This is a genomic window from Arthrobacter sp. MMS24-S77, assembly GCF_054888235.1.
Map to the genome: position 1 here is coordinate 2,227,879 of NZ_JBTZRN010000001.1, position 19,916 is coordinate 2,247,794.

Annotated in this window: 16 protein-coding genes and 1 pseudogene; 10 read left to right on the forward strand and 7 right to left on the reverse strand. The window is 64.5% G+C overall.

Features of this window, described 5'->3' with window-relative positions; translation table 11 throughout:
• Positions 1-12 precede the first annotated feature (12 nt).
• The 5 genes and pseudogenes from uidA to ACX5I4_RS10190 all read right to left on the reverse strand — a co-directional run bounded on the left by uidA (position 13) and on the right by ACX5I4_RS10190 (position 6,218).
• Positions 13-1,893, reverse strand: coding sequence for a beta-glucuronidase (gene uidA / locus ACX5I4_RS10170; RefSeq protein ID WP_461836544.1), 1,881 nt, complete (start codon positions 1,891-1,893; stop codon positions 13-15).
• 18 nt (positions 1,894-1,911) lie between these two features.
• The gene (locus ACX5I4_RS10175) at positions 1,912-3,129 is read right to left on the reverse strand and encodes a glycoside hydrolase family 1 protein (protein ID WP_461836545.1); all 1,218 of its coding nucleotides are present in this window, start codon (positions 3,127-3,129) and stop codon (positions 1,912-1,914) included.
• 197 nt (positions 3,130-3,326) lie between these two features.
• Positions 3,327-3,977 (reverse strand): TetR/AcrR family transcriptional regulator, encoded by a 651-nt coding sequence (locus ACX5I4_RS10180; protein WP_461836546.1) that lies wholly within the window; start codon positions 3,975-3,977, stop codon positions 3,327-3,329.
• Between the two features lie 213 nt (positions 3,978-4,190).
• Positions 4,191-5,215, reverse strand: a pseudogene (locus tag ACX5I4_RS10185) (NADPH:quinone reductase).
• A 229-nt stretch (positions 5,216-5,444) separates the two neighbouring features.
• Positions 5,445-6,218 carry an IclR family transcriptional regulator gene (locus tag ACX5I4_RS10190; protein WP_461836547.1) on the reverse strand — a complete coding sequence of 258 codons (774 nt, stop codon included), beginning with the start codon at positions 6,216-6,218 and terminating at the stop codon, positions 5,445-5,447.
• A 153-nt stretch (positions 6,219-6,371) separates the two neighbouring features.
• On the opposite strand from ACX5I4_RS10190, the gene ACX5I4_RS10195 reads away from it, so the two are divergent.
• From ACX5I4_RS10195 to ACX5I4_RS10230, 8 genes are all read left to right on the forward strand, one after another.
• Entirely contained in the window at positions 6,372-7,778 is a 1,407-nt protein-coding gene (locus tag ACX5I4_RS10195) for an MFS transporter (protein WP_461836548.1), read from the forward strand.
• Between the two features lie 3 nt (positions 7,779-7,781).
• Positions 7,782-8,618, forward strand: coding sequence for an SDR family NAD(P)-dependent oxidoreductase (locus ACX5I4_RS10200; protein ID WP_461836549.1), 837 nt, complete (start codon positions 7,782-7,784; stop codon positions 8,616-8,618).
• 86 nt (positions 8,619-8,704) lie between these two features.
• Complete coding sequence (locus tag ACX5I4_RS10205) at positions 8,705-10,105, forward strand: FAD-dependent oxidoreductase (protein WP_461836550.1); 1,401 nt, start codon at positions 8,705-8,707, stop codon at positions 10,103-10,105.
• A 24-nt stretch (positions 10,106-10,129) separates the two neighbouring features.
• On the forward strand, positions 10,130-11,572 hold the full coding sequence (locus tag ACX5I4_RS10210) for an FAD-dependent oxidoreductase (protein WP_461836551.1): 1,443 nt from the start codon (positions 10,130-10,132) through the stop codon (positions 11,570-11,572).
• The gene (locus ACX5I4_RS10215) at positions 11,569-13,122 is read left to right on the forward strand and encodes an FAD-dependent oxidoreductase (RefSeq protein ID WP_461836552.1); all 1,554 of its coding nucleotides are present in this window, start codon (positions 11,569-11,571) and stop codon (positions 13,120-13,122) included. The genes ACX5I4_RS10210 and ACX5I4_RS10215 overlap by 4 nt, the downstream gene beginning before the upstream one ends.
• Before the next feature lie 336 nt (positions 13,123-13,458).
• Complete coding sequence (locus tag ACX5I4_RS10220; RefSeq protein WP_461836553.1) at positions 13,459-13,932, forward strand: DUF7793 family protein; 474 nt, start codon at positions 13,459-13,461, stop codon at positions 13,930-13,932.
• Between the two features lie 16 nt (positions 13,933-13,948).
• Positions 13,949-14,779 carry a nuclease-related domain-containing protein gene (locus ACX5I4_RS10225; RefSeq protein WP_461836554.1) on the forward strand — a complete coding sequence of 277 codons (831 nt, stop codon included), beginning with the start codon at positions 13,949-13,951 and terminating at the stop codon, positions 14,777-14,779.
• 350 nt (positions 14,780-15,129) lie between these two features.
• Positions 15,130-15,978: an esterase/lipase family protein gene (locus ACX5I4_RS10230; protein ID WP_461836555.1), complete on the forward strand. Its 849-nt coding sequence runs from the start codon at positions 15,130-15,132 to the stop codon at positions 15,976-15,978.
• Between the two features lie 3 nt (positions 15,979-15,981).
• Here ACX5I4_RS10230 and ACX5I4_RS10235 read toward each other — a convergent pair whose 3' ends face one another.
• Positions 15,982-17,082, reverse strand: a complete 1,101-nt coding sequence (locus tag ACX5I4_RS10235) for a hypothetical protein (RefSeq protein WP_461836556.1) — start codon at positions 17,080-17,082, stop codon at positions 15,982-15,984.
• Between the two features lie 161 nt (positions 17,083-17,243).
• Between ACX5I4_RS10235 and ACX5I4_RS10240 the strand changes: the two genes are divergently transcribed.
• Together ACX5I4_RS10240 and ACX5I4_RS10245 are read left to right on the forward strand one after the other, a co-directional pair.
• Positions 17,244-18,182: a 5'-3' exonuclease gene (locus ACX5I4_RS10240; RefSeq protein WP_461836557.1), complete on the forward strand. Its 939-nt coding sequence runs from the start codon at positions 17,244-17,246 to the stop codon at positions 18,180-18,182.
• A gap of 238 nt (positions 18,183-18,420) precedes the next feature.
• A complete protein-coding gene (locus ACX5I4_RS10245) occupies positions 18,421-18,726 on the forward strand; it encodes a hypothetical protein (RefSeq protein ID WP_461836558.1) in 306 nt (101 codons plus the stop codon).
• 51 nt (positions 18,727-18,777) lie between these two features.
• Here ACX5I4_RS10245 and ACX5I4_RS10250 read toward each other — a convergent pair whose 3' ends face one another.
• Positions 18,778-19,896, reverse strand: a complete 1,119-nt coding sequence (locus tag ACX5I4_RS10250) for an alanine racemase (protein ID WP_461836559.1) — start codon at positions 19,894-19,896, stop codon at positions 18,778-18,780.
• Positions 19,897-19,916 lie beyond the last annotated feature (20 nt).

The window sequence follows — 19,916 nt, forward strand, 5'->3', positions numbered from 1 at the left end:
GGGTTGCGGCCGCTAGGAGCGCTGGGCGCCTGCGGGCCTCGACAGTGCCGGTTCCTGGGTGAAATCAGCTGCCGTGGCTTCCTGCTGCCCGTTCTGTGCGGTGATTGTCCCGGGCTTGCGGCCGTGGAGTCCCTTCCATCGCTCGCGGAGCGCGAACGCGGCGGTCTTGGGCTTGCGGTCCCGGGTAAAGACGCCCTTCTTGTTGCCGTCCACGCGGTGGATCGCGGGGCCGGTGCCGAAGTCGGCGAAGTTCCAGACGTGCTCTCCGACGAATGACGGGATCCGGTCAAAGACACGGTGGTTCATGGCGAGGAAGCCTGCCTGGAATTCCTCCGTCCACGGGGTGTCCAGGACGGAGTGGAGGCCGGCGATGGTGTCGGCGCCGTATTCGCTCATCATGATGGGCTTGCCGTGCTTCGCGGCCCAGCCGCGCAGATCGGCCTCGAGGAGCTTCTCGGCGGTCTCGAGGTCGCCGGTGGCGACGTACCAGCCGTAGTAGCGGTTGAGGGAGATGACGTCGACGAGGTCCGCGAGGCGGTCGTTCTCGCTCGTGGCGAAGATGACCGCCGTCGTGGTCACCGGGCGCGTCGGGTCCAGGTCCCGGGTGAGTTTGATGAGCGGTTCGAAGTATTCCCTTGCCCCGTCCTCGTTGGAGGAGGGTTCGTTGGCGACGCACCACATGACGACGCTGGGGTGGTTCTTGTCCCGGTCGATGAGCTCACGTAGATGCTGGGCGTGTGCTGCCTGGGTCTGGTCGTTGATCGTCTCCGGGGAGAACGTGGGCCGGGGCGGCTGTCCCGTCAGCCCGGCCTCCACGGCGAGGTTGAGTCCGACGGCGGCGGTCTCGTCGATGACCACGATTCCGTGCCGGTCGGCGTACTCGATGACTTCCTCGGCGTAGGGGTAGTGGGAGGTGCGGAACGAGTTCGCGCCCGTCCAGTCAAGGAGGCGGAAGTCGTGGACGAGGTAGGCGTTGTCGTGGCCTTTGCCGCGGATGGCGGTGTCCTCGTGTTTGCCGAAGCCGGTGAAGTAGAACGGCTCGCCGTTGATGAGGAACTGTTCGCCCCGGACGGCGACTGTGCGGATTCCGACCGGGAGTTCGTAGGCGTCGACGACGTGCCACCCGTCGTGGATCTCGACCTCCAGGCGGTAGAGGTAGGCCGCGCCGGGCCTCCACAGCACGGCGTCCTCGACGCGGAGGGTGCCGGAGTGTCCTTCGCCTGAGGCGACCGCGTTCCCTGTCTCGTCGATGAGCCGCACGCTCGCGGGAGCTGCCTCGCTGGTAGCCAGGCGGTAGCTCACCAGGCCGGTGCCGCCGTCGACGACGTCCGTGGTCACCGTTATATCGGTGAGGTGGGACCGGGGGGTGCTGTAGAGCCAGACGGAGCGGGCGAGGCCGGCGTAATTGTAGAAGTCGTGGAAGTATGTCTGCCGTTCCTGACCGTCGGCGCCGACGGTCAGCTTCCCGGGCGGAATGGTGATGTTGGTGAGCCGGTTGTCGACGGCAACGGTGAGACGGAACTCCTCCCCGGGGGCAACGAGCCGGGTCAGGTCCGCTTCGAAGGGCGTGTACCCTCCGACGTGCTCCGCAACCAGGGTGTCATCGACGTAGACCGCGGCCGCGTGGGTCGCGGCGTCGAAACGGAGCATCATGCGCTGGTCCGACCAGCCGCGCGGGACCCGGACCGTGCGTTGGTACCAGACCAGGCCGACATGGTCGCGGATCTTCTGCTCGGCGAACAGGTCGTTGTAGCTGGCCGGGACGGCCGCTTCCAAACGGGTTTCGAGCCGTGACTTCCACGGCTCCGGGCCGAGTGTGCCGTCGAGGGCGAACAGCCAGAGGCCGTCCAGGTTGACGAGTTCACGGGTGGCGGTTGCCAGGGGCTTCAACATTGAAGAACTCCTTGCAGATCAGTGGGCGAGGGCGCTGAGCGCGCCGGCCCGGGCGACGGATCCGAGCCAGGCGAGGCTCGGCTTGGGGGTGCGGACGAATGTCTCGCGGTCGACGCTCACGAGCCCGAAGGTGGGCTCCCAGTGGCCCCACTCGTAGTTGTCCAAAAGCGTCCAGTGCAGGTAGCCGCGGACATCGACTCCGTCCGCCATGGCCTCGGACACGTGCTGGAGCGCTTCGCCGGTGTACGCGATGCGGCGGGCATCGTCAGCCGTGGCGATGCCGTTTTCGGTGATCAGGATCGGGATCCCGCCGGTGACTTGGGCGGTGTGGCGGATCGCGATGCCGATCGCGTCGGGACGGTAGGCCGTACCGACCAGCGTGTTCTCAGGGCTCGGCGGGTGGGGCTCGATGCCTTGTTCGTTGACCCATTGGCTTGAGTACGACTGGACGCCCACGAAGTCGTCGCCGGCTGATCCGTGGAGGTAGAGGTCCTCCCAGATGTGTTCAAGTTCGCGCTTCTTCTCTTCGGCTCCGGGGCGTGCGACGAATGCCCGGTTCGCGATTGTCCAGCCGACCTTGGCGTTCGTGCGGGCGCGGACGATGTCGCGGGCGGCGCGGTGCGCCTCGACCAGGCGGGCGCCGATCTGCGGGTCCGGCGGGGAAAGCTGGGGCCGGGGGTCTTGATCCACGGTGGGGCTCTGCCAGTCCTGCTGGGCTGCAGGGGCGGCCGTCATCATCCGGCGCATGGTGGCCATCATGGCGAGCATGTTCGGTTCGTTCATCGTCACGATCCAGGGGACGCCGTCCAGGATCGTGGTTGCCTCGGTGACGTAGGAGCTGAACCGTTCGATCGCCCTCTCGCCCAGCCATCCTCCCTCGTCGGCGAACCACTGCGGCGTGGTGAAGTGGTTCAGGGTCACGACGGGTGTGAGCCCGAGTCCGAGGGCTGTGTCGATCATGCGGCGGTAGTGGGCGAGCTCGGCGCGGGAGAACCGGCCAGGGAGGGGCTCGATCCTGGCCCATTCGATACCGAAGCGGTAGGCGTTGAGGCCTGCGTCGGCAAGCAGCGTCATGTCCTCGGCGTACCGGTGGTAGCTGTCGATGGCGTCGCCGCTGGGTTCCATGCCGGGGACAGTCTGCTCCTGGAGCCACCAGTCGCTGTTGATGTTGTTGCCCTCGATCTGGTGAGGTGCGGTGGAGGCGCCCCAGAGGAAGCCGGGCGGGAAGTTGTTCATAGCCGTCTCTTTCTCCGCGGCGCGGCCGCGGATTCGTGGTTCTGGATTCGTGGATTAGTAGTCTCGACTGACTTGGATCGTTTCAAATTGAGTCCGGACTGATTGCCGCTCAAGCGGCTGACCAGCCGCCGTCGCTGGGCAGGATAGCTCCATTGGTGTTGAGTGCGACACGGGGAACAGATGTTGCGGCGCGTTGTTCAGATCGTCGCGATGAGATCTTCGATTTTCTTCTTCGTGTCCATGACGGCTTCGCCGGTGAGGACGCGGAAGGCTTGTGCGACTTCGTTGGCGAAATCGAACGACGGGTCCACGAGCCACTGCGCCCGCAGGCCGCTCCAGAGCGCCATCATCTGCCTTCCCGTACCCATCGGGTCGAGCCCGGGACGTGCACGCCCTTCGCTCTGGCGTCGCTTGACGGCCGCAGCGAAGGCGAGGATGGCGTTCTCGTTGTGCTTCTTCATGTAGTGGTGCGCCGGGTGCTCTGGATTCGGGGCGTCCGCCTCTAGGGCGAGGAGGAGGCGGACGGTACTCTCCTCCGTGAGCGCCAGGCGCGCCGTTCCGGCCGGATCCCAGTCACCGGAGAGAAGCTCACTCGCCACGGACTCGGCCGTCATGCGTGAGCCGATCTCCTCGTCGGCGAACTCCATGGCCGCGACCAGCACGTGGTCGCGGGTCGGGAAGTGGTACATGAGCGCGGTCTCGCTCATGCCCGCCGCCGACGCGACTTCTGCTGTAGTCAGGGCTTTGTGCCCCTTCTCGCGGATGATGTCCAGCGCGGCCCGGGCGACGGCCGTGCGCCGCTCTGCGGTCTTGGCGTAGCGCCCTCGTGTCTTGGTGGCCTGTTCCATGTGATCCACGTTACGTAAATTCTGAAGAGACCACAAGATCTTTCGCCAAAAAAGTCCGAAGTTGTCGGCAATGGCATCTGACCGGGCCTTGAAAAGCTGTAGTCCTTCCATTTTCGCGGACAATATCCGTGGTGCGGCAAGATTTCGGGGAGAAGGTCATCGGCTTGCCCACGGCCTTCGGCATGCCCTCGACCACGGAATTCGAACGCGAGCTCAGGACGTGGACACGTCGATCAGGATCTTTCCGACGGAGCCTTGCTCCACGGCATCGTGCGCCGCCGCGGTTTCATCGAGTTGAAAGCGGATGAGAGGGAGCCCGTGTTCACTGCCGACTCGCAAGGCCCCTGCTTTTAGTGCATCGGTGACCGCGGCAACGGCCTCCATCTTCTGCTGATCGGTAACGGTGTACGTGAGGACGAACTGGTATTGAACGTTTTTGGCCATACTCTCCCGAATGGGAATGGCCAAGGATTCACCGGGTGCAGCAGCATAAATGGAAATGGTCCCCCCAGGTTTCAGCACCTCGAGGTCAGTGACGATGTTCGCCGGAGCGTTGACATCGACGATCGTATCAACGCCTCCGGGGGCTGCTTGATAAACGGTCTGCGGGACGTCGGCAGTGCGATAGTTGATCACACAGTGCGCGCCCGCCGCGCGAGCAAGTTCACCTTTCCGATCCCCGCTCACGGTTGCGATGACGGTTGCCCCCGCCCAGCGGGCGAGCTGAATGGCAGCATGCCCGACCGCCCCCGCGCCTCCGGTGACAAGCACCACCTGCCCTTCCAAAGATCCGGGGAGAGCCTGGCCGGTCCGTTTTGCTTGGAGGTCAGCGCGCGATGCGCGGTCAACGCCGGGATCCCCAGGGATGCGCCCGTGTCGAAGGATTCCGTGTCCGGAAGTGCAACGGCCTGCGCGGCCGGCACCACCACATACTCCTGGGCTGTGCCCTCGGTGCCGCCCCAGGCAACGTCCCAAAGCCAAACGCGATCTCCGATGGACAGTCCCATCACGCCGGGTCCGAGCTCGTCGATAACGCCTGCGCCATCTTGGTTGGGCACCTTTGGTGCCTCCAGCCTGCTTCCGGTCCCGCTGCCGGCCCGGGACTTCCAGTCGGTGGGATTGACTCCCGACACCACCACCCGGACTCTGACTTGGCCCGGTCCCGGTGATGTTAGCGGCCTGTCTTGCAGAACCAGCACCGACGACGGACCTGTCCTTTCATACACGATGGCTTTCACTGTGACTCCTAGTCTTCGGACTCTATGTCGGGAGAGAGCACCTATGGGAAGGGCGCGCGTCGCGAGCGCCAGAGGCTCTCCTTCCGCCATTATGGCCGAGACGTTCTCCATGATGACAAGTACATCCACGTGGGTGCACTCCTGGACGTGGATGGAGCGGTCTTGTCGGGAACTGTCGAACATCCGACGGATAGGGCCCCCCCGCGTGGCCTCTCCGTGGGGTGTCAGGTCATGAGACTTGAGCGGTGATTTCGTGTTCCTTGAACTCCTTGGCTGTTTGGATAAGGCAGTTGGCAAGGCGTTTCGCGTCTTCCCGGGTGAACCGGGCACTTGGCAGGGCAACGCTGAAGGCGGCATGTTCGCCGTCGATCACTCCCAGGGAGACGGCGAGGGCGGCGACTCCGTCTTCGCTTTCCTCGTAGTTCGCCCCCACGCCTACCCGGCGGGTTTTTTCCAGATCCGCATGGATTCGCGCCAGGTCGATTTTCCTGTCGCGCCTCCCGGAGCTTGCCGTTGCGATCTTGTACCGGGCATCAACCTCTTGCGGAGTTAGGTCAGCGAGCATTGCCTTGCCTGCTGAAGTGACATGGGCCGGGAGTACGACGCCGGTCCTCAGGCCGAAGCGCAGTGCGTGTGTCGTTGCTTCGATGCCATCGAGGTGGTGAATTTCGGTGCCGACGAGTGTTGCAAGGTGGACCGTCTCGCCAACGCGTTCGGAGAGGCGCTCCAGGTAAGGCCGGGCGCGGAGGCGAAGCGGTGGCACCGGTTGCATCATCCCTGGACGGAGGAACTCCGGCCCGGGGGAGTAGCGTTTTTGTTCTCCCTGCCGTGCAAAGCCGTCTCCGACGAGAGTAGCGAGCAGGCGTTGCGCTGTTGACGGGTTAACGTCAAGTTCCTTCGCTGCCTCCGTGACGCTGAGGGAGCCGTTTTCGGCCATCAGCTTCAACAGCACCAAAGCGCGATGGACGGCTTCAACCCGGGAAGACTCTTCATTGCGTATCACGCAATTACTCTAACATCTATTGCGCCACGCACAATCGCGGGGCTACGGTTACATCACTTCCAGGTGGACAAGGCGCAGAACCGGACCAAGAGTCCGGACCGACCGCTACACCTGGCACCCCCAACAATCCGCTCACCCGACAAAGGAGTCTTGATGAGTCAGCCCGCCCCCACCCCTTACGTGAAACGTCCGCTGCGGACCCGCACGCCAGCATCGCCCCAGGCCAAGCGCGCAGTCGTCAGCGGAACCTTCGGTTCGGCCCTCGAATGGTTCGACTTCGCCGTCTACGGCGCGATGTCGGCAACCGTCTTTCCGGTGGTGTTCTTCAACAAGCTGGACCCCGCCATCGGGTTGCTGGCCTCGTTCGCCGCCTTCGGTGTCGGCTTTTTCGCCCGCCCGCTCGGAGGCGTTGTCTTCGGCTATCTGGGAGACCGGTTCGGACGCCGAAAGATCCTGCTCACCACTTTCATCCTGATGGGTGTGGCGTCAATGATCATCGGCTTGCTGCCGCCGTACTCCGCCATCGGATTCATCGCCCCGTTAGCGCTGGTTTTCATGCGCTTCATCCAGGGAGTCGCATTGGGTGGTGAGGCGACTGGCGCTCAACTCATGACGATGGAGCATGCCCCTGCAGACCGGCGCTCCTTCTATGGCGCACTCATGGCGATGGGGTCGCCCATCAGCCAGGTGCTGGCCAACCTCTTGCTTGCGGTGCTCTCCGGCGTGCTGAGCGCGGAGGCTTTCCTCGCTTGGGGCTGGCGGGTGCCGTTCCTGCTCAGTATCTTCCTCGTGGCCGTGGGCATCTATATCCGTCTCAAGGTCGAGGAGACTCCGGTATTCGAGGAGGGTGCCAAGGAGATTGCGGCAGAACAGGCCAACCCCCTGAAGGTAATGAAGACCCAGGGCGTGACAATCCTTCGGCTGATCCTCGCTTTCGCCCCGATCGTCATCACGTTCTACATCGTTTCGGTCTTCGGCATCAGCTACCTGACCAGCCACGGATTCACCCAAAGCCAGACGTTCACCATCATCATGATCTCCAATTTCCTGTCCGTGATCGCGATCTGGTGGGGTGGCCGGCTGTCCGACGTCTACGGTCGCCGGAAGATCCTCATGATCGGCTCTGCCGGCACCTTGCTGGCAGCGTTCATCTTCTTCCCCGTCGTAAATCTGGGCAGCTTCCCGCTGGCGCTCGCGGTGGTGGCCTTTGCCCTCGTCTCTGCCCAGTTCGGCAATGCCGGGCAGGGAGCGCTTTTCGCCGAAGCCTTCCCGACCCACATGCGCTACACGGGATCCGCATTGGCCTTGACTGGATCGAACCTGATCTTCGCGGCACCTGCCCCTTTCCTTGCCTCGTGGCTGATGACCATCAGTGCCGGCAACACTGTCTCGATCACGATCTTCTGGGTGGTCACCATCGTTGCCGCGCTGATCAATATGCTCCTGATGGGCGACGGCAGGACACTCGAAGGGAAATCGCATCGATTCGGTCGCTATGCACCGGCAGCCGAAACTGGTGATCGGGACGTCCAGCCATCCACCAACGCGATGGTGAGGTGACCGATGATCGTCGAACAGCGCATCGAATCCATTCACCGGAAACTCCCGGAACGCCACACTCTCACCAAGACGGCAGTCGTCACAGGAGGCGCAGGCGGCATCGGACGGACGATCAGCCGTCGCCTCGCGACGGAGGGCTACGCCGTCGTCGTTGCCGATATAGATCAGGACGCTGCCGATCACGCGGCGGCCGGCCTTCCCGAGATCGACGGCGCGAATCACCGCGGTTTCGGCGGCGATCTCACCGATAGCGCCGTCAACCGCGAGCTGGCACAGTTCGCTGCCGGTACTGCGCCTATCGGAGTCCTGGTCAACGCCGTCGGCATTTCCCCGAAACGCAACGGCCGGAAGATCCCGTTCTTCGAGCTCGGCGATGAGGAGTGGAACCACGTGATGGCGGTCAACGTCAGCGCGCCGTTCTTTCTTATCCGAGAGGCATTCCGATACATGCCTGCAGACGGCAGCGCAAGCATCCTGAACCTGCTCTCTATTACGGCCAAACTGGGCACCGGCGGCCCCGCCGATGCCGGCTTCGGTCCATTCCTGCCCAGCAGCGCGGCCTACGGGGCGTCAAAGGCGGCACTGCAAAATCTGACCGCCAGCCTCTCGCATGAACTGGCGGATCGGCGGATCCGCGTCAACGGAATCGCTCCGGGCTTCGTTCAAACGCCGATGATGGGCGAGGTTCCCATGGATGAGAGGCTCCTCGGCCAGGTGCCGATGAAGCGCTTCGCGAGACCTGAAGAGATCGCCGACGCCGTCGCGTTCCTTATCAGCGACCAAGCCAGCTACATCACCGGAATCAGTCTCGACATCAACGGCGGTTGGCTCACCTGCTGATTGCTGCACGGAGACGCCGCCCCGGACACTGCGGTCACCGTTCAACTCTTCCGACATACATCTGAAAGAGAGCGTGCATTACTACCATGCCCGAACAACATACATACGATCTGATTGTCGTCGGCTCCGGCATCGCCGGGCAGACGGCCGCAACGTCAGCTGCTGAGGCGGGACTGAAAGTGGTCCTCCTGGAAAAGACCGGAAGCCTCGGCGGGTCTTCGGCGATGAGTGGCGGCTGGTTCGCGTTCACCGGCACCGAAGAGCAGGAAGCGGAGGGTATCGAGGACTCTCCCGAACTGTTCCTGCAGGACATGCTCGAGGTTGGCCAGTACCTCAACGACCCGTCCCTGCTGCAGGCCTACCTCACCCACCAGCAAGAGACGTACCAGTGGCTTAAGCACCACGGAGTGGAGTTCCGCGAAGTGGAGATCAGCTCCGGACAGTCGGCACGTCGCAGCCACAACTCGGTCATCAAAGAAGTCCTCGCCTCACTCCACCGCGACTTCACCGCCGCGGGAGGACAAACCCTCCTCAACCACCGGGCCGTACGACTCGTGCAGGACGAGTCTGGGCGCGTCACGGGAGTCGTCACCCAGTCAGAACAGTCAGGCGAACTGTTCATCGCAACCGGCGGTGTCATCCTGGCCACTGGCGGATTCAGCCGAGGAACGGAGCTGCTGAAGACATTTGCCCCCGAGCAGCTGGCCGCCATCCCCTACGGGGGAAAGGGCAATACAGGGGACGGGCTGCGGATGGCATGGAAGCTCGGGGCCGGCATGGCCGACATGTCATTCGTCAGCGGCACCTACGGCTCCCACCCGGACACCGGGGAGGACTTCCATGAGCTCCTGACGGCCTATTACATGGGGGCTGTCATCGTCAACAAGCACGGCCGGCGCTTCGTCGACGAATCGCAGGATTACAAGACCCTCGGTCGAGTGGTCCTGGACCAGCCCGAAGGACTCGGTTTCGAGATCTTCGACGCCAAAGTGCGGGCGAAGTCCCACCGGGGCATTCCATTGAAGGACATCGACACCCTCGAGGACATCGGACACGTGCACAAGGCGGACACCCTCGAGGAACTGGCCGAAATTGCCGGCATCGACGCCGGTGCCCTCGCCGACACCATCCGCAAATACAACGCCGCCGCTGCCGGTGGGCAACCGGACGAGGTAGGGCGGAGCAACCTGTGCAACGGCGTCGGTGAGCTGCTGCCCATCGACCAAGCGCCCTTCTACGCCTACCCCGCCAAGTCTTTGATGACCACCACCTACTGCGGCCTCACCATCACGGACCGGGGCCAGGTCCTCGACGTCGACGGCGGGGTGATCGACGGTCTCTATGCCATCGGAGAAGTGACCGGCGGATTCCACGGCGCGGCGTACATGACGGGCACATCCCTAGGCAAGGGCGCCGTCTTTGGCCGCATCGCGGCCGAGCACGCTGCCGCAAGGCTTGCCAGTGGCGTCGGCGTCGGCGTCGCATGAAACACGAAACGGAGGAGTATTTCCTTGGCACATCACGAAAGCGCTGACGAGACGCGCAAGGTGGACGTCGTCGTCGTCGGGTCCGGGATCAGCGGATCATCCGCGGCCATGACCGCGGCCCGGACCGGGGCGAAGGTGGCGATGCTGGAGAAATCGGAGAGCTTCGGCGGATCTGCCGCCCTGTCCGCCGGCATGTTCTGGACGGCGCCCACCGTCGAGGCCTACGAAGCCCGCATTCCCCTGGGAAACCCGGAGCTCGGGACCCGCGTGGTCGGGGACTACCAGGAGGCGCTCGCCGAGCTGCGCGCCTCGGGGGTGAGAGTGGCCGATGAGCCCAAGCACGGCATCATGACCTTCGGCATCGGCTACTCGACTGATATTCACGCAATCCTTGCTTGGTGTCGGGAGGAAGTGGTTGCGGCCGGAGGCCAGGTCCGCACCAATTCGCCGATCATCGACCTGCTATACGACGGCGGCAGGGTCACCGGGGTGGTCGCGCGTGGGGACGGGGATCGCTTGGTGCGCTACGAAGCCAAAGCGGTCATTCTGGCTACCGGCGGATTCCAAGGCGCCCGCGATGAGTTGACCCGCCACATTGGTCCCAACGCGGATCGGTTGATGCTGCGGTCCAATCCTGGCAGCGTTGGCGACGGGCTGCGCCTGGCCCGCTCTGCCGGAGCCGGGGGCACGACGGCGATGAGCACCTTCTACGGACACCTCCTTCCGTACCCCGTTGACCGGTTCCAACCGGAGGACTACCTGCCGTACTCGCAGTACTATTCCGGGTCCACCGTGCTGGTCAATCTGCTTGGAGAGCGATTCACAGACGAGACGGAAGGCGACGAACTGCTCAACCAGGCCGTCACCTTCCAACCACAGGCCCGTGGCGTGCTGATTTTCGACGAGCATGTGCGCAGCACCGAGGCGACCGAAGAACCGTTCCCGGGGCTTGGAGCCACCGACCGGTTCGCCACCGCCGTCGACGCCGGTGGCACGTACGCGGTAGCCGATACGCTGCCCGCGCTGCTGGACCAGGTCGCCGCGTGGGGAATCGACCGCCATACCCTCGGCCTTACCTTGGACGCCTATGCGGATGCGGTAGCCTCCGGCGGAGGAATCGCCCGTGGCATCAAGGTCTCCGGGACGGCCCGCGCCCCGCAACAAGGACCGTTCTACGCCCTGGTGGTCCAGCCATCCATCACCTTCACCTTCGGGGGAGTGCGCACCAACTCCGATGGCGAGGCCCTTGACCACGACGGTCGGCCCATCCCCGGCCTCTACGCCGCCGGAGCCGACATCGGAGGTCTGTCCAACTACGGTTACGCCGGAGGCCTGGCACCGGGATACATCACAGGACGATGGGCCGGGAGATCAGCATCACAACTGGTGGCTTCAGCCTTCCAGCTGAACCGCGCACCGTCGCTGAGCAAACAAGCCCACCCAACAACACCCGGAGCAACAGCATGAACACCACCGCAGATGTCCTTGTCATCGGCGGCGGAGGCTCAGGAATGAGCGCCGCCATCTCCGCAGCGACGAGCGGAGCTACTGTCATCCTGCTCGAAAAATGCCCCAAGGTCGGCGGCAGCACCGCAATGTCAGTCGGATCATTCACCGCGGCCAACACCTCCTACCAGTACCGCGCCGGCGTCAACGACAGCATCGAGCTGTTCGTCGAGGACATGAAGGTCGCCAACGGCCAATTCGAGGACCGCGAAAACAAGGAGCTTCGCCGCATCCTGGCCGAGAACGCAGGAACCACCGTGGAATGGCTCTCCAGTATCGGGGTGCAGTTCCTCGGCCCGACTCCGGAGCCGCCCTACGAGAAGCCTCGGATGCACAACGTCCTGCCGAACTCCTCAGCCTACGCATCGGCACTACTGCGGGAATGCAGGAAGCGCGGCGTTGAGGTGCGCACATCCATGCGCGTGGACAAGCTCCTGCGCAACGGGGCGGGCGAGATCATCGGAGCCCGGGCGAACGGTACCGACTTCTTCGGCCGCCGCGGCGTGATCCTGGCCACCGGAGACTACTCCGCGTCCACTGAGATGAAAGCCGAGTTCGTTGGAGAAGCCGCCGCCAAGATTCCCCCTGTGAATCCAAACAACACGGGAGACGGGTTCAAACTGGGCACCGACGCAGGCGGAGTCATGATCCAGATGGACCGGCTCTACGAGGGGCTGCGGTTCGCGCCCGCAAACCGGCCCGATCCCATCAAGATCCTGCCCTCGCACCCGCTGTTGTCCAAGGCCATGCGGCTCGTTGTCGAGCGACTGCCAAAGAAGCTGCTCGCATACGTTATCCGTGGCGCCCTGACTAGTTGGGTGGGCCCGAACAACACGATGTATCAGGCGGGTGCCATCTTGGTAGGACGTTCCGGGAAACGGATAGCCAACGAGGACTCCGACAAACTCATGGCGCGCGCCGCAGCTGCCGATGAGAAGAACACGGCCTTCATGGTCTTCGACGAACGGGTGGCCAGAAGGTTCTCCGCGTGGCCGCACCCGGTGTCGACTTTCCCGGGAGTGGCCTATGCCTATGTCGACGACTACAAGAGATACCGTCCCGACGTCTACCACCGGGCTGAAACCATCGAGGACCTCGCCTTGGGCCTTGGGGTGACGGCCGCAGTCCTGAAATCCACCGTCGAGGAATGGAACGCCGATGTCGCGAACGGAAAGGACAGCCGGTTCGGCCGGCAGCACCTTGGCGACGGCGTCAGCGAGGGACCGTTCTATGCTCTAGGCCCGATGAACGCCTACATCACCCTTGCCGACGGCGGCCTTGCCGTCGACACCCAGCTGCGCGTGACACAGGCCGATGGCGAGGCAATACCAGGGCTGTGGGCCGCCGGGTCCACGGGTCAAGGAGGCCTGCAGCTCCTCAACCACGGCCTGCATATCGGCTGGGCGATCGTCTCCGGCCGACTCGCCGGACGAAGCGTAGCCCAGGCCCCGAACCGCCTCGATCTCGAAGCCGTTGGGAACGCCGTCGTCCTCACCGTTTGCGAACCGTGAGTCCAGCGTGGGTGGCCCACCTGGTGCGTCTCCACAGGATTTCCCAAGGATTTCCCCGAGAACGCTACAACCTGCCTTCCTCCGTGTGAGCATTGGCTGGGGACGACGATTCAGGCCGCTTCCAGCGGGAGGGGCCACCGACACAGGAGAAGTTGAGGAAGATGTCCGACGCCGGACCAGCAAGGCATGACAGGCGGTCATGACGATGCTCCAGCTGGCCAGCCCGGACGGGATCCTGCGCCCCGTCGACCCCGTCGGAGAGTACTTCAAACCGGCCATGTCGAGTGTCTCTCACCCGTCGCGATGACTTTGATCGAAGAGTCAGACGAGGCCTCGATGACCCGAACAGCGTGGGATCATCAGCGGCAGCCTGAACTGCAGGAGGCGTACGGACTAACGGGCGGGACCGGAAGGAGCCTCGCGGATTCCAGCGTCAAGGGCGCCAAAGGCGCCAAAGGCGCGGTGGAACTGCGGGCCGATGGCGTTGTCCACGTGATCTGGACACCGAAGGGCACCATCGAAGCCGCCGATGCCCTCGCGGCAATGGTGGCCGTCGACGAAGTCTGCCGGGGGTCCGAACACCCGTTGCTGGTCGACATGGCAATGACGGAGGCTCTCAGCCGGGATGCCCGATCCATCTTCTCCACTTGCGCCGCCTCGCGGATCGCATTGCTCGGGTCCAGCCCAGTGGATCGGGTCATCGCCAGCTTCTTCCTCGGCGTCCACAAGCCACCATGTCCCAGCCGCTTTTTCACGTCCAGGAACGAGGCCATGGCGTGGCTGGCCCAGCCGGCGGGGCCTTCGTGTTGACGGATAAGGGAACCTCATGACATTTGGCTCTGCATCACAGGATTTTCCGCCACGACCCGATGGCATCCTAAAAGGCGACGGGCTGGGCGACCGGATCCCGGGACAGGCGGTCATCGAGAAGCTGCTGGTCGACAGGGACAGTGCGCCCTCGCGGTCCCTTTTGGGGCGTATTTTCGGTGTTGACCCGCTGAGCCCGGAAAACCTCCCCTGGTACAAGGGCGCCCTCGGAGAGGTAGCAGTGGGGAGGATCCTTGAACATCTAGGGCCTGAATGGACGGTCCTGCACGCCGTCCCGGTCGGCGCCGGCACATCGGATATCGATCACGTCCTGATAGGTCCGGCAGGGGTCTTCACCCTCAATACCAAGAACCATGCGGGTCAATCCGTTTGGGTGGCCGGGCAAACCCTGATGGTCGCGGGCAAGAAGCAGCGCCACCTCCACAACGCCAGCTATGAATCAGCCCGCGCGGCGAAGCTCCTTACAAGCGCGGCGAACCACGCCGTGGAAGTCTCCGGCGTCGTCGTCATCGTTGCCCCCAAGAGCATGACGGTCAGGGAAAGCCCCTCCGGCGTCGCCGTGGTCACGGACCGGCAGCTCCTGCGTTGGCTCAACGGCCGCCCGACTGTGCTGACGCCAAGGCAGGTAGACCTTGCTGCAGCGGCGGCCGTCCGGCCCGGGACCTGGCACCGGAACCCGCTGGCCGGTGCGGACGTCGCAGCTCTTCAGCATGAATTCGCCGCGCTCCGCACCCTCGTGGACCGGGCGCGGCGCCGTCGCGCAGGATGGATTCTCGCCCTGTTGATCCTGGCCCCGGTAGTCCTGACCAATCTCACGCGATTTTTCTGACTGCCAACGGCAACTTAGAACTGACCGGTGGCGGCAGGTATTTTTGGACAGGGTCGGGCGTGGTCGCCGCGATAGGCAGCCTCGTGGCGCGGGCTGCTCTCGGCTGCCTGCCTGTCGCGAGGACTGGAAGGATGTGCGTGCTTTGGACTCTCGTGTGTCTTAAGCCCTGGTCCTATGAGACCTGTGGCGACTCTAGTGACTGGTGTGGCATCCGACCCGGTCCGGGCCGACTCAGCGGATGCACGTTTTCTCAGGATGTCCGCACGCTATTGCAACCCGCCAGTAAGTTACCGCAAAGTAGCTAGGGATGCCGCGGACATAGGGGTTCGCGGCCAGGAGAAAGGCAGGCCATGCGCCGATTCCGACTCACCGCCGTGCTCGCCACCGCGCTGCTCACGATTGGACTCTTCGCCTCACCCTCGGCTCAGGCCGACTCGATCTCGCCAGACCCGCCCGGGGCCAATGACTGGACGTGCAAGCCGTCGAGCGTGCATCCGTACCCCGTGGTCCTTGTCCCCGGAACGTTCGAGACGATGTACAAGAACTGGGCACTGCTTTCACCCGTGCTCAAGGACCAGGGGTACTGCGTCTTCGCGCTCAACTACGGGGTGGTCAATGGTGTCCCCGCCAGCGGGGCGATTCGGGACTCCGCAGCTGAGCTTGCGACGTTCGTGAAATCAGTCCTCGGCGCGACGGGTGCAAAGAAGGTCGATCTCGTCGGGCACAGCCAAGGCGGGATGATGCCGCGGTACTACATCGGCTTCCTCGGCGGCGCCAAGTACGTCAACCACCTCGTCGGCATTGCGCCGTCGAACCACGGCACACAAGGCCTCATCGCGCCGTCGCCTGCTGGGATGATTCTCGACACGACCGCAACGAGCACCCTGTGCCAGGCCTGCACTGACCAGCATGCAGGGTCGGCGTTCATGGCTGAGCTCAACTCGATAGGCGACGCCGTACCCGGCCCGTCCTACACCGTGATCTCGACCCGATACGACGAGGTCGTTACCCCTCACTCGAGCCAGGCTCTTGTTGGGTCGGTGAAGCAGGTGTCCAACCTTGTGCTCCAGGACTACTGCCCTCTGGACACATTCGAACACGATCAATCTCCCAACGATCCGAACGTGTGGTCCCTTGTCTCCAATGCGCTTCTCCAGAGCGGCCCCGCAGATCCGACGTATCGCCCGGAGTGCGTCTAGCGGTCAGCGTCCCGTCTGGTCCCCCACCAGGCGGGACTTTCGTCCTGCTGTGGCTCGCACCTTGAGGGTGAGCACGGCCAGCGCGAGCATTTCGAGTCCGGTCCATGCGAGCGTCCCGCCCCAAATTTCAGGGGAGAAGCTAAGTGCGCCGTCGTGGAGCGCCACACCAGCGAAGTACGGGGCCCAGAACACGACGGGGGAGAGGCCTGTAACGGTCATGAGCCTCGCGTTACGGTCCGGGGTGGGGCGCACCACCGCCCACACCACTCCAACGAGGACGGAACCGACGAGGGCCACCGGCACGAGCCAGGCGTCCCGAAGTGCGACCATGACCTGCAGGGCTACAGAGGGGAGCAGTGCCATGGCCGCGGGCACCGCTGGGTGCAGGCGCCAACGCAGCGACAGCAAGAGGGCGGGCACGAAGAGCACGGCCGTTGAGACGAAGAACGATGCCAAAGAGACCATGACGGACGACGACGTCGGAATCGTCACCGCGGGCTGCGCCCCGGCAGCGCCGGTGTATGTCTGGATGAGCCCATGGCGTGCGAAGACCGCGAACTCCTGCAGGATGAACGCGGCAACCATGCCAGAGAGCATAGCGCTCACGACGGCGGGGATCAGCCGTGGCCAGGACCGCTGGGGCGAGTGCCATGCTGCGGAGAACGGCGCGCCGAGGATGAGGAAGCCGCCGGTGGCGAGCCCCAGATGGGACGGGCTGAATAGGGCCTTGAGGCCCTGCTCGACGCCGAACACCGAATGCCAGGCGAAGTCGGCCGCCCCGGAGATGAGGAAGAGGAGGACCCCGGCTGCCGCGGCCCCGTATCCGGCGGGGATCGCTTCGGTCCACCGCGAGCCGGGGGCGTGCCGGCGCCAGGTCAGGGCGGCGATCCAGAGGGCGCAGGCCGCGAAGCCCGAGTAGAGAATCGCGTGCCACGGAGTGAAGAACGTCTCGAGGTCGCGGAGGTTGTTGTGCGCCCAGCCGTCAACATAGGTTCCAATGAGGAGCCAGACGCCTGCCGCGAGGGTGATGACGTCTTCAACGGCAGTGGTGGGGCGGTGAATTGCCGGCGGAATCGCAAAGGTGTGTGCTGCTGCGGCGTCCATAGCTCCACAGTAGGTCCCGCCGCTTTTCGAGGCGAGAGGCAGCCTTGACGCGCTACGGGTGCGCTTCGACAACCGCCTCGGCCGGATCGCCGCCGCTCCTGGCCTTGTCCGAAAACGCACAAGGTCCACCCAATCAGGGCGTGCGGATGTAAGGATCGGTTATGCCCCACCGCCTGATGCTCCTCGATACCGCGTCGCTGTACTTTCGTGCCTTCTTCGGCGTACCCGATTCGATCCGCCGCGCCAATGGCACTCCGGTGAACGCCGTTCGCGGCCTGCTGGACATGATCGCGCGGCTCACCACCGACTATGGAGCGACGCATCTGGTGGCGTGCTGGGACGACGACTGGCGTCCGCAATGGCGGGTGGACCTCATCCCGACGTACAAGTCGCATCGGGTTGCGGAGGCGGTGGCGGGCGCTCCCGACGTGGAAGTGGTGCCGGACGCGCTGCAGGTGCAGGTTCCCATGATCCGCCGGGTGCTCGACCTCGCGGGCATCGCCGTCGTCGGAGCTGCCGGACATGAGGCCGACGATGTCATCGGCACCTATGCCAGCCACGCGGAGCTTCCTGTCGACGTCGTGACGGGCGACCGGGATCTGTTCCAGGTGGTCGACGACGCACGCCAGGTGCGGGTCATCTATACGGCGAGAGGCATGAGGAACCTTGAGGAAGTGACCGATGCTGTCGTTGTCGGCAAGTATCGCGTGTTGCCCGAACAGTACGCCGACTTCGCGACGCTGCGCGGCGACGCCTCCGACGGGCTGCCGGGCGTCGCCGGGATCGGCGAAAAGACCGCGGCGTCGTTGCTCGCGGCGTACGGCACGCTCGACGAGTTGCTCGCGGCCGCGGTGGATCCAGACAGCGGGCTGTCCGCGCCCGTGAGGTCGAAACTCGCCGCCTCCGCCGACTACCTGACGGTTGCTCCAGTTGTTGTGAAAGTCGTGCGCGACCTCGCACTGCCCACACTCGAAGAGGCGGGAGCGCTGCTACATCCCGTCGTCGGAGACGCGCGCATTGAACTCGAGCGTCTTGCTACCGACTGGAACCTCGGTGGCTCGGTGAAACGATTGCTTGACGCCCTCGAATTCCGTCAGTGACGTCGAATCCGACCAATTGCACGTTGAATTCGCGACACGGCCATAGGCCGGGCTGGTCGTCGTCCTCCGGGTTTCAGTAACTAGCGAACCTTGAATAGGTGGCGGCCAATGACAGGTAGTGGCCACTCGGGCGGTTTCAACGCGGAGTGAGTAAGGTCATCCACGTGTCAGACCGCTCAGGCGCATCGTCGTGGGCGGGCTGCCACGAGCTGAATTCACTCCATAGGAGGTCATCACCATGTCCGTCATCATCACAACCAAGGTTTCCGGTGACACGAGCGTGTTCGCCACGTCTCTGGTGGACCGCGCTGACGAGTACCGCCAGTGGGGCGAGCGGGGTCGGGCGGCAGGCGCTATCCACCACCAGTTCGCGATCGGGGACGGGTTTGTCCTCGTGGTCGACGAATGGGAATCGGCTGAGGCATTCCAGAAATTCTTCGGTGATCCCGAGATCCAGGCGTTCATCGGCTCAGTCGGCGGCGACCCGAACGCGGCACCCGAAATCGCCATGGGAGAGTCGATCGACTCTCCGGACAAGTACTAGCCGTCGACTCGAGCCGATCCGCTTCCGGATGCCTGCCGCTTGGAGAACCGTTTAGAACACCGGCCGCCAGGTCTCGACGGCGTCATTGCTGACCGCGACTACCTCGCGCCAGCGGTCGAACACCGAGCAGGGGTGGGAGATGCCCAGGTCCACGATGTCGCCGACCTGCAGGCCCTCGGCGTCGTCCACGATGGCGTGGTGGTCGAAGAGTCGGGTCAGCGTGGCGTCTGCACCGGCAGGCAGGAGGGCCCCGTTACGGTACCGGGAAACGATCACCGGCAGGCCGGCGTCGTACGCCAACTCGCGCTTGCCCGCGTTCAGGACAACGCGCCCGGCTTCCGGGGCGGAGATGACCAGCGTCCGCACCACTGCCGCGGCGGCGAGGCCGGGGACCGGGGAGACGCCCTGGTAGGTGCCGTGGTCGTGCACCACGTAGCAGCCCGAACGCAGCACGTTGACTGAGGCGCTGTGCGGCAGGAACGCGGCTGCACGGTCCTGGAACGCCGAACCGCCGTTGCTGAAGACCGGCAGCTCCACCTCGAAAGTGGGGTGCAATGCATCGAAAATGTCGCGGGCCAAGCGGCAGTGCGAGTCGATCCCGGCCAGGTTTTCATCCGTCCGGGTGTTCGGTGCCACGCCCTCGTAGGCGCTGACGCCGGCTAGCAGCAGGCTGCTGGCGGCACGGATCTCCGCGGCCAGGGGCCCGGCCTCGGCCTCGCTGCGGATCCCGGTGCGGCCGCCGGGGGTTCCGACGTCGATCAGTACGTTCAGCGGCCGGGGGGAGTCCTCGAACACCTCGGTCATGGCCCGGACGCCCGCCGCGGAATCGGCCAGGCAGTAGATCTCCAGCTCCGGCGAGGCGGCCAGCCAGGCACGCAACTGCTCGAGGTGGCCCCGGAACAGGACTTCGTTCGCAATGAGGATCCGGGTGGCACCCCACTCTATGGCCTGCGCGGCCTGCGCGGTGGTCGCTACGGTCACGCCCCAGGAGCCGGGCAACTGCCGGCGGACAATCTCGCCCGTCATGGTGGTCTTGATGTGCGGGGCCAGCACCATGCCGTGCTCCCGGGTCCACGCCTCTTTGATACCGATATTGCGCTCGACGGCGGAAACGTCCAGGAGCATCTGCGGCAGGGTGTGGAGCGGGAGGGTGGCGTCAAGATGCGGCATGTGGTGAAGTTCTTTCGGGA

What these genes read in the sequence shown, in the direction of transcription:
- uidA (WP_461836544.1), bottom strand. Translation starts at nt 1,893, where the DNA reads ATGTTGAAGCCCCTGGCAACCGCCACCCGTGAACTCGTCAACCTGGAC.
- ACX5I4_RS10175 (WP_461836545.1), bottom strand. Translation starts at nt 3,129, where the DNA reads ATGAACAACTTCCCGCCCGGCTTCCTCTGGGGCGCCTCCACCGCACCT.
- ACX5I4_RS10180 (WP_461836546.1), bottom strand. Translation starts at nt 3,977, where the DNA reads ATGGAACAGGCCACCAAGACACGAGGGCGCTACGCCAAGACCGCAGAG.
- ACX5I4_RS10195 (WP_461836548.1), top strand. Translation starts at nt 6,372, where the DNA reads ATGAGTCAGCCCGCCCCCACCCCTTACGTGAAACGTCCGCTGCGGACC.
- ACX5I4_RS10200 (WP_461836549.1), top strand. Translation starts at nt 7,782, where the DNA reads ATGATCGTCGAACAGCGCATCGAATCCATTCACCGGAAACTCCCGGAA.
- ACX5I4_RS10205 (WP_461836550.1), top strand. Translation starts at nt 8,705, where the DNA reads ATGCCCGAACAACATACATACGATCTGATTGTCGTCGGCTCCGGCATC.
- ACX5I4_RS10215 (WP_461836552.1), top strand. Translation starts at nt 11,569, where the DNA reads ATGAACACCACCGCAGATGTCCTTGTCATCGGCGGCGGAGGCTCAGGA.
- ACX5I4_RS10220 (WP_461836553.1), top strand. Translation starts at nt 13,459, where the DNA reads ATGACCCGAACAGCGTGGGATCATCAGCGGCAGCCTGAACTGCAGGAG.
- ACX5I4_RS10225 (WP_461836554.1), top strand. Translation starts at nt 13,949, where the DNA reads ATGACATTTGGCTCTGCATCACAGGATTTTCCGCCACGACCCGATGGC.
- ACX5I4_RS10230 (WP_461836555.1), top strand. Translation starts at nt 15,130, where the DNA reads ATGCGCCGATTCCGACTCACCGCCGTGCTCGCCACCGCGCTGCTCACG.
- ACX5I4_RS10235 (WP_461836556.1), bottom strand. Translation starts at nt 17,082, where the DNA reads ATGGACGCCGCAGCAGCACACACCTTTGCGATTCCGCCGGCAATTCAC.
- ACX5I4_RS10240 (WP_461836557.1), top strand. Translation starts at nt 17,244, where the DNA reads ATGCCCCACCGCCTGATGCTCCTCGATACCGCGTCGCTGTACTTTCGT.
- ACX5I4_RS10245 (WP_461836558.1), top strand. Translation starts at nt 18,421, where the DNA reads ATGTCCGTCATCATCACAACCAAGGTTTCCGGTGACACGAGCGTGTTC.
- ACX5I4_RS10250 (WP_461836559.1), bottom strand. Translation starts at nt 19,896, where the DNA reads ATGCCGCATCTTGACGCCACCCTCCCGCTCCACACCCTGCCGCAGATG.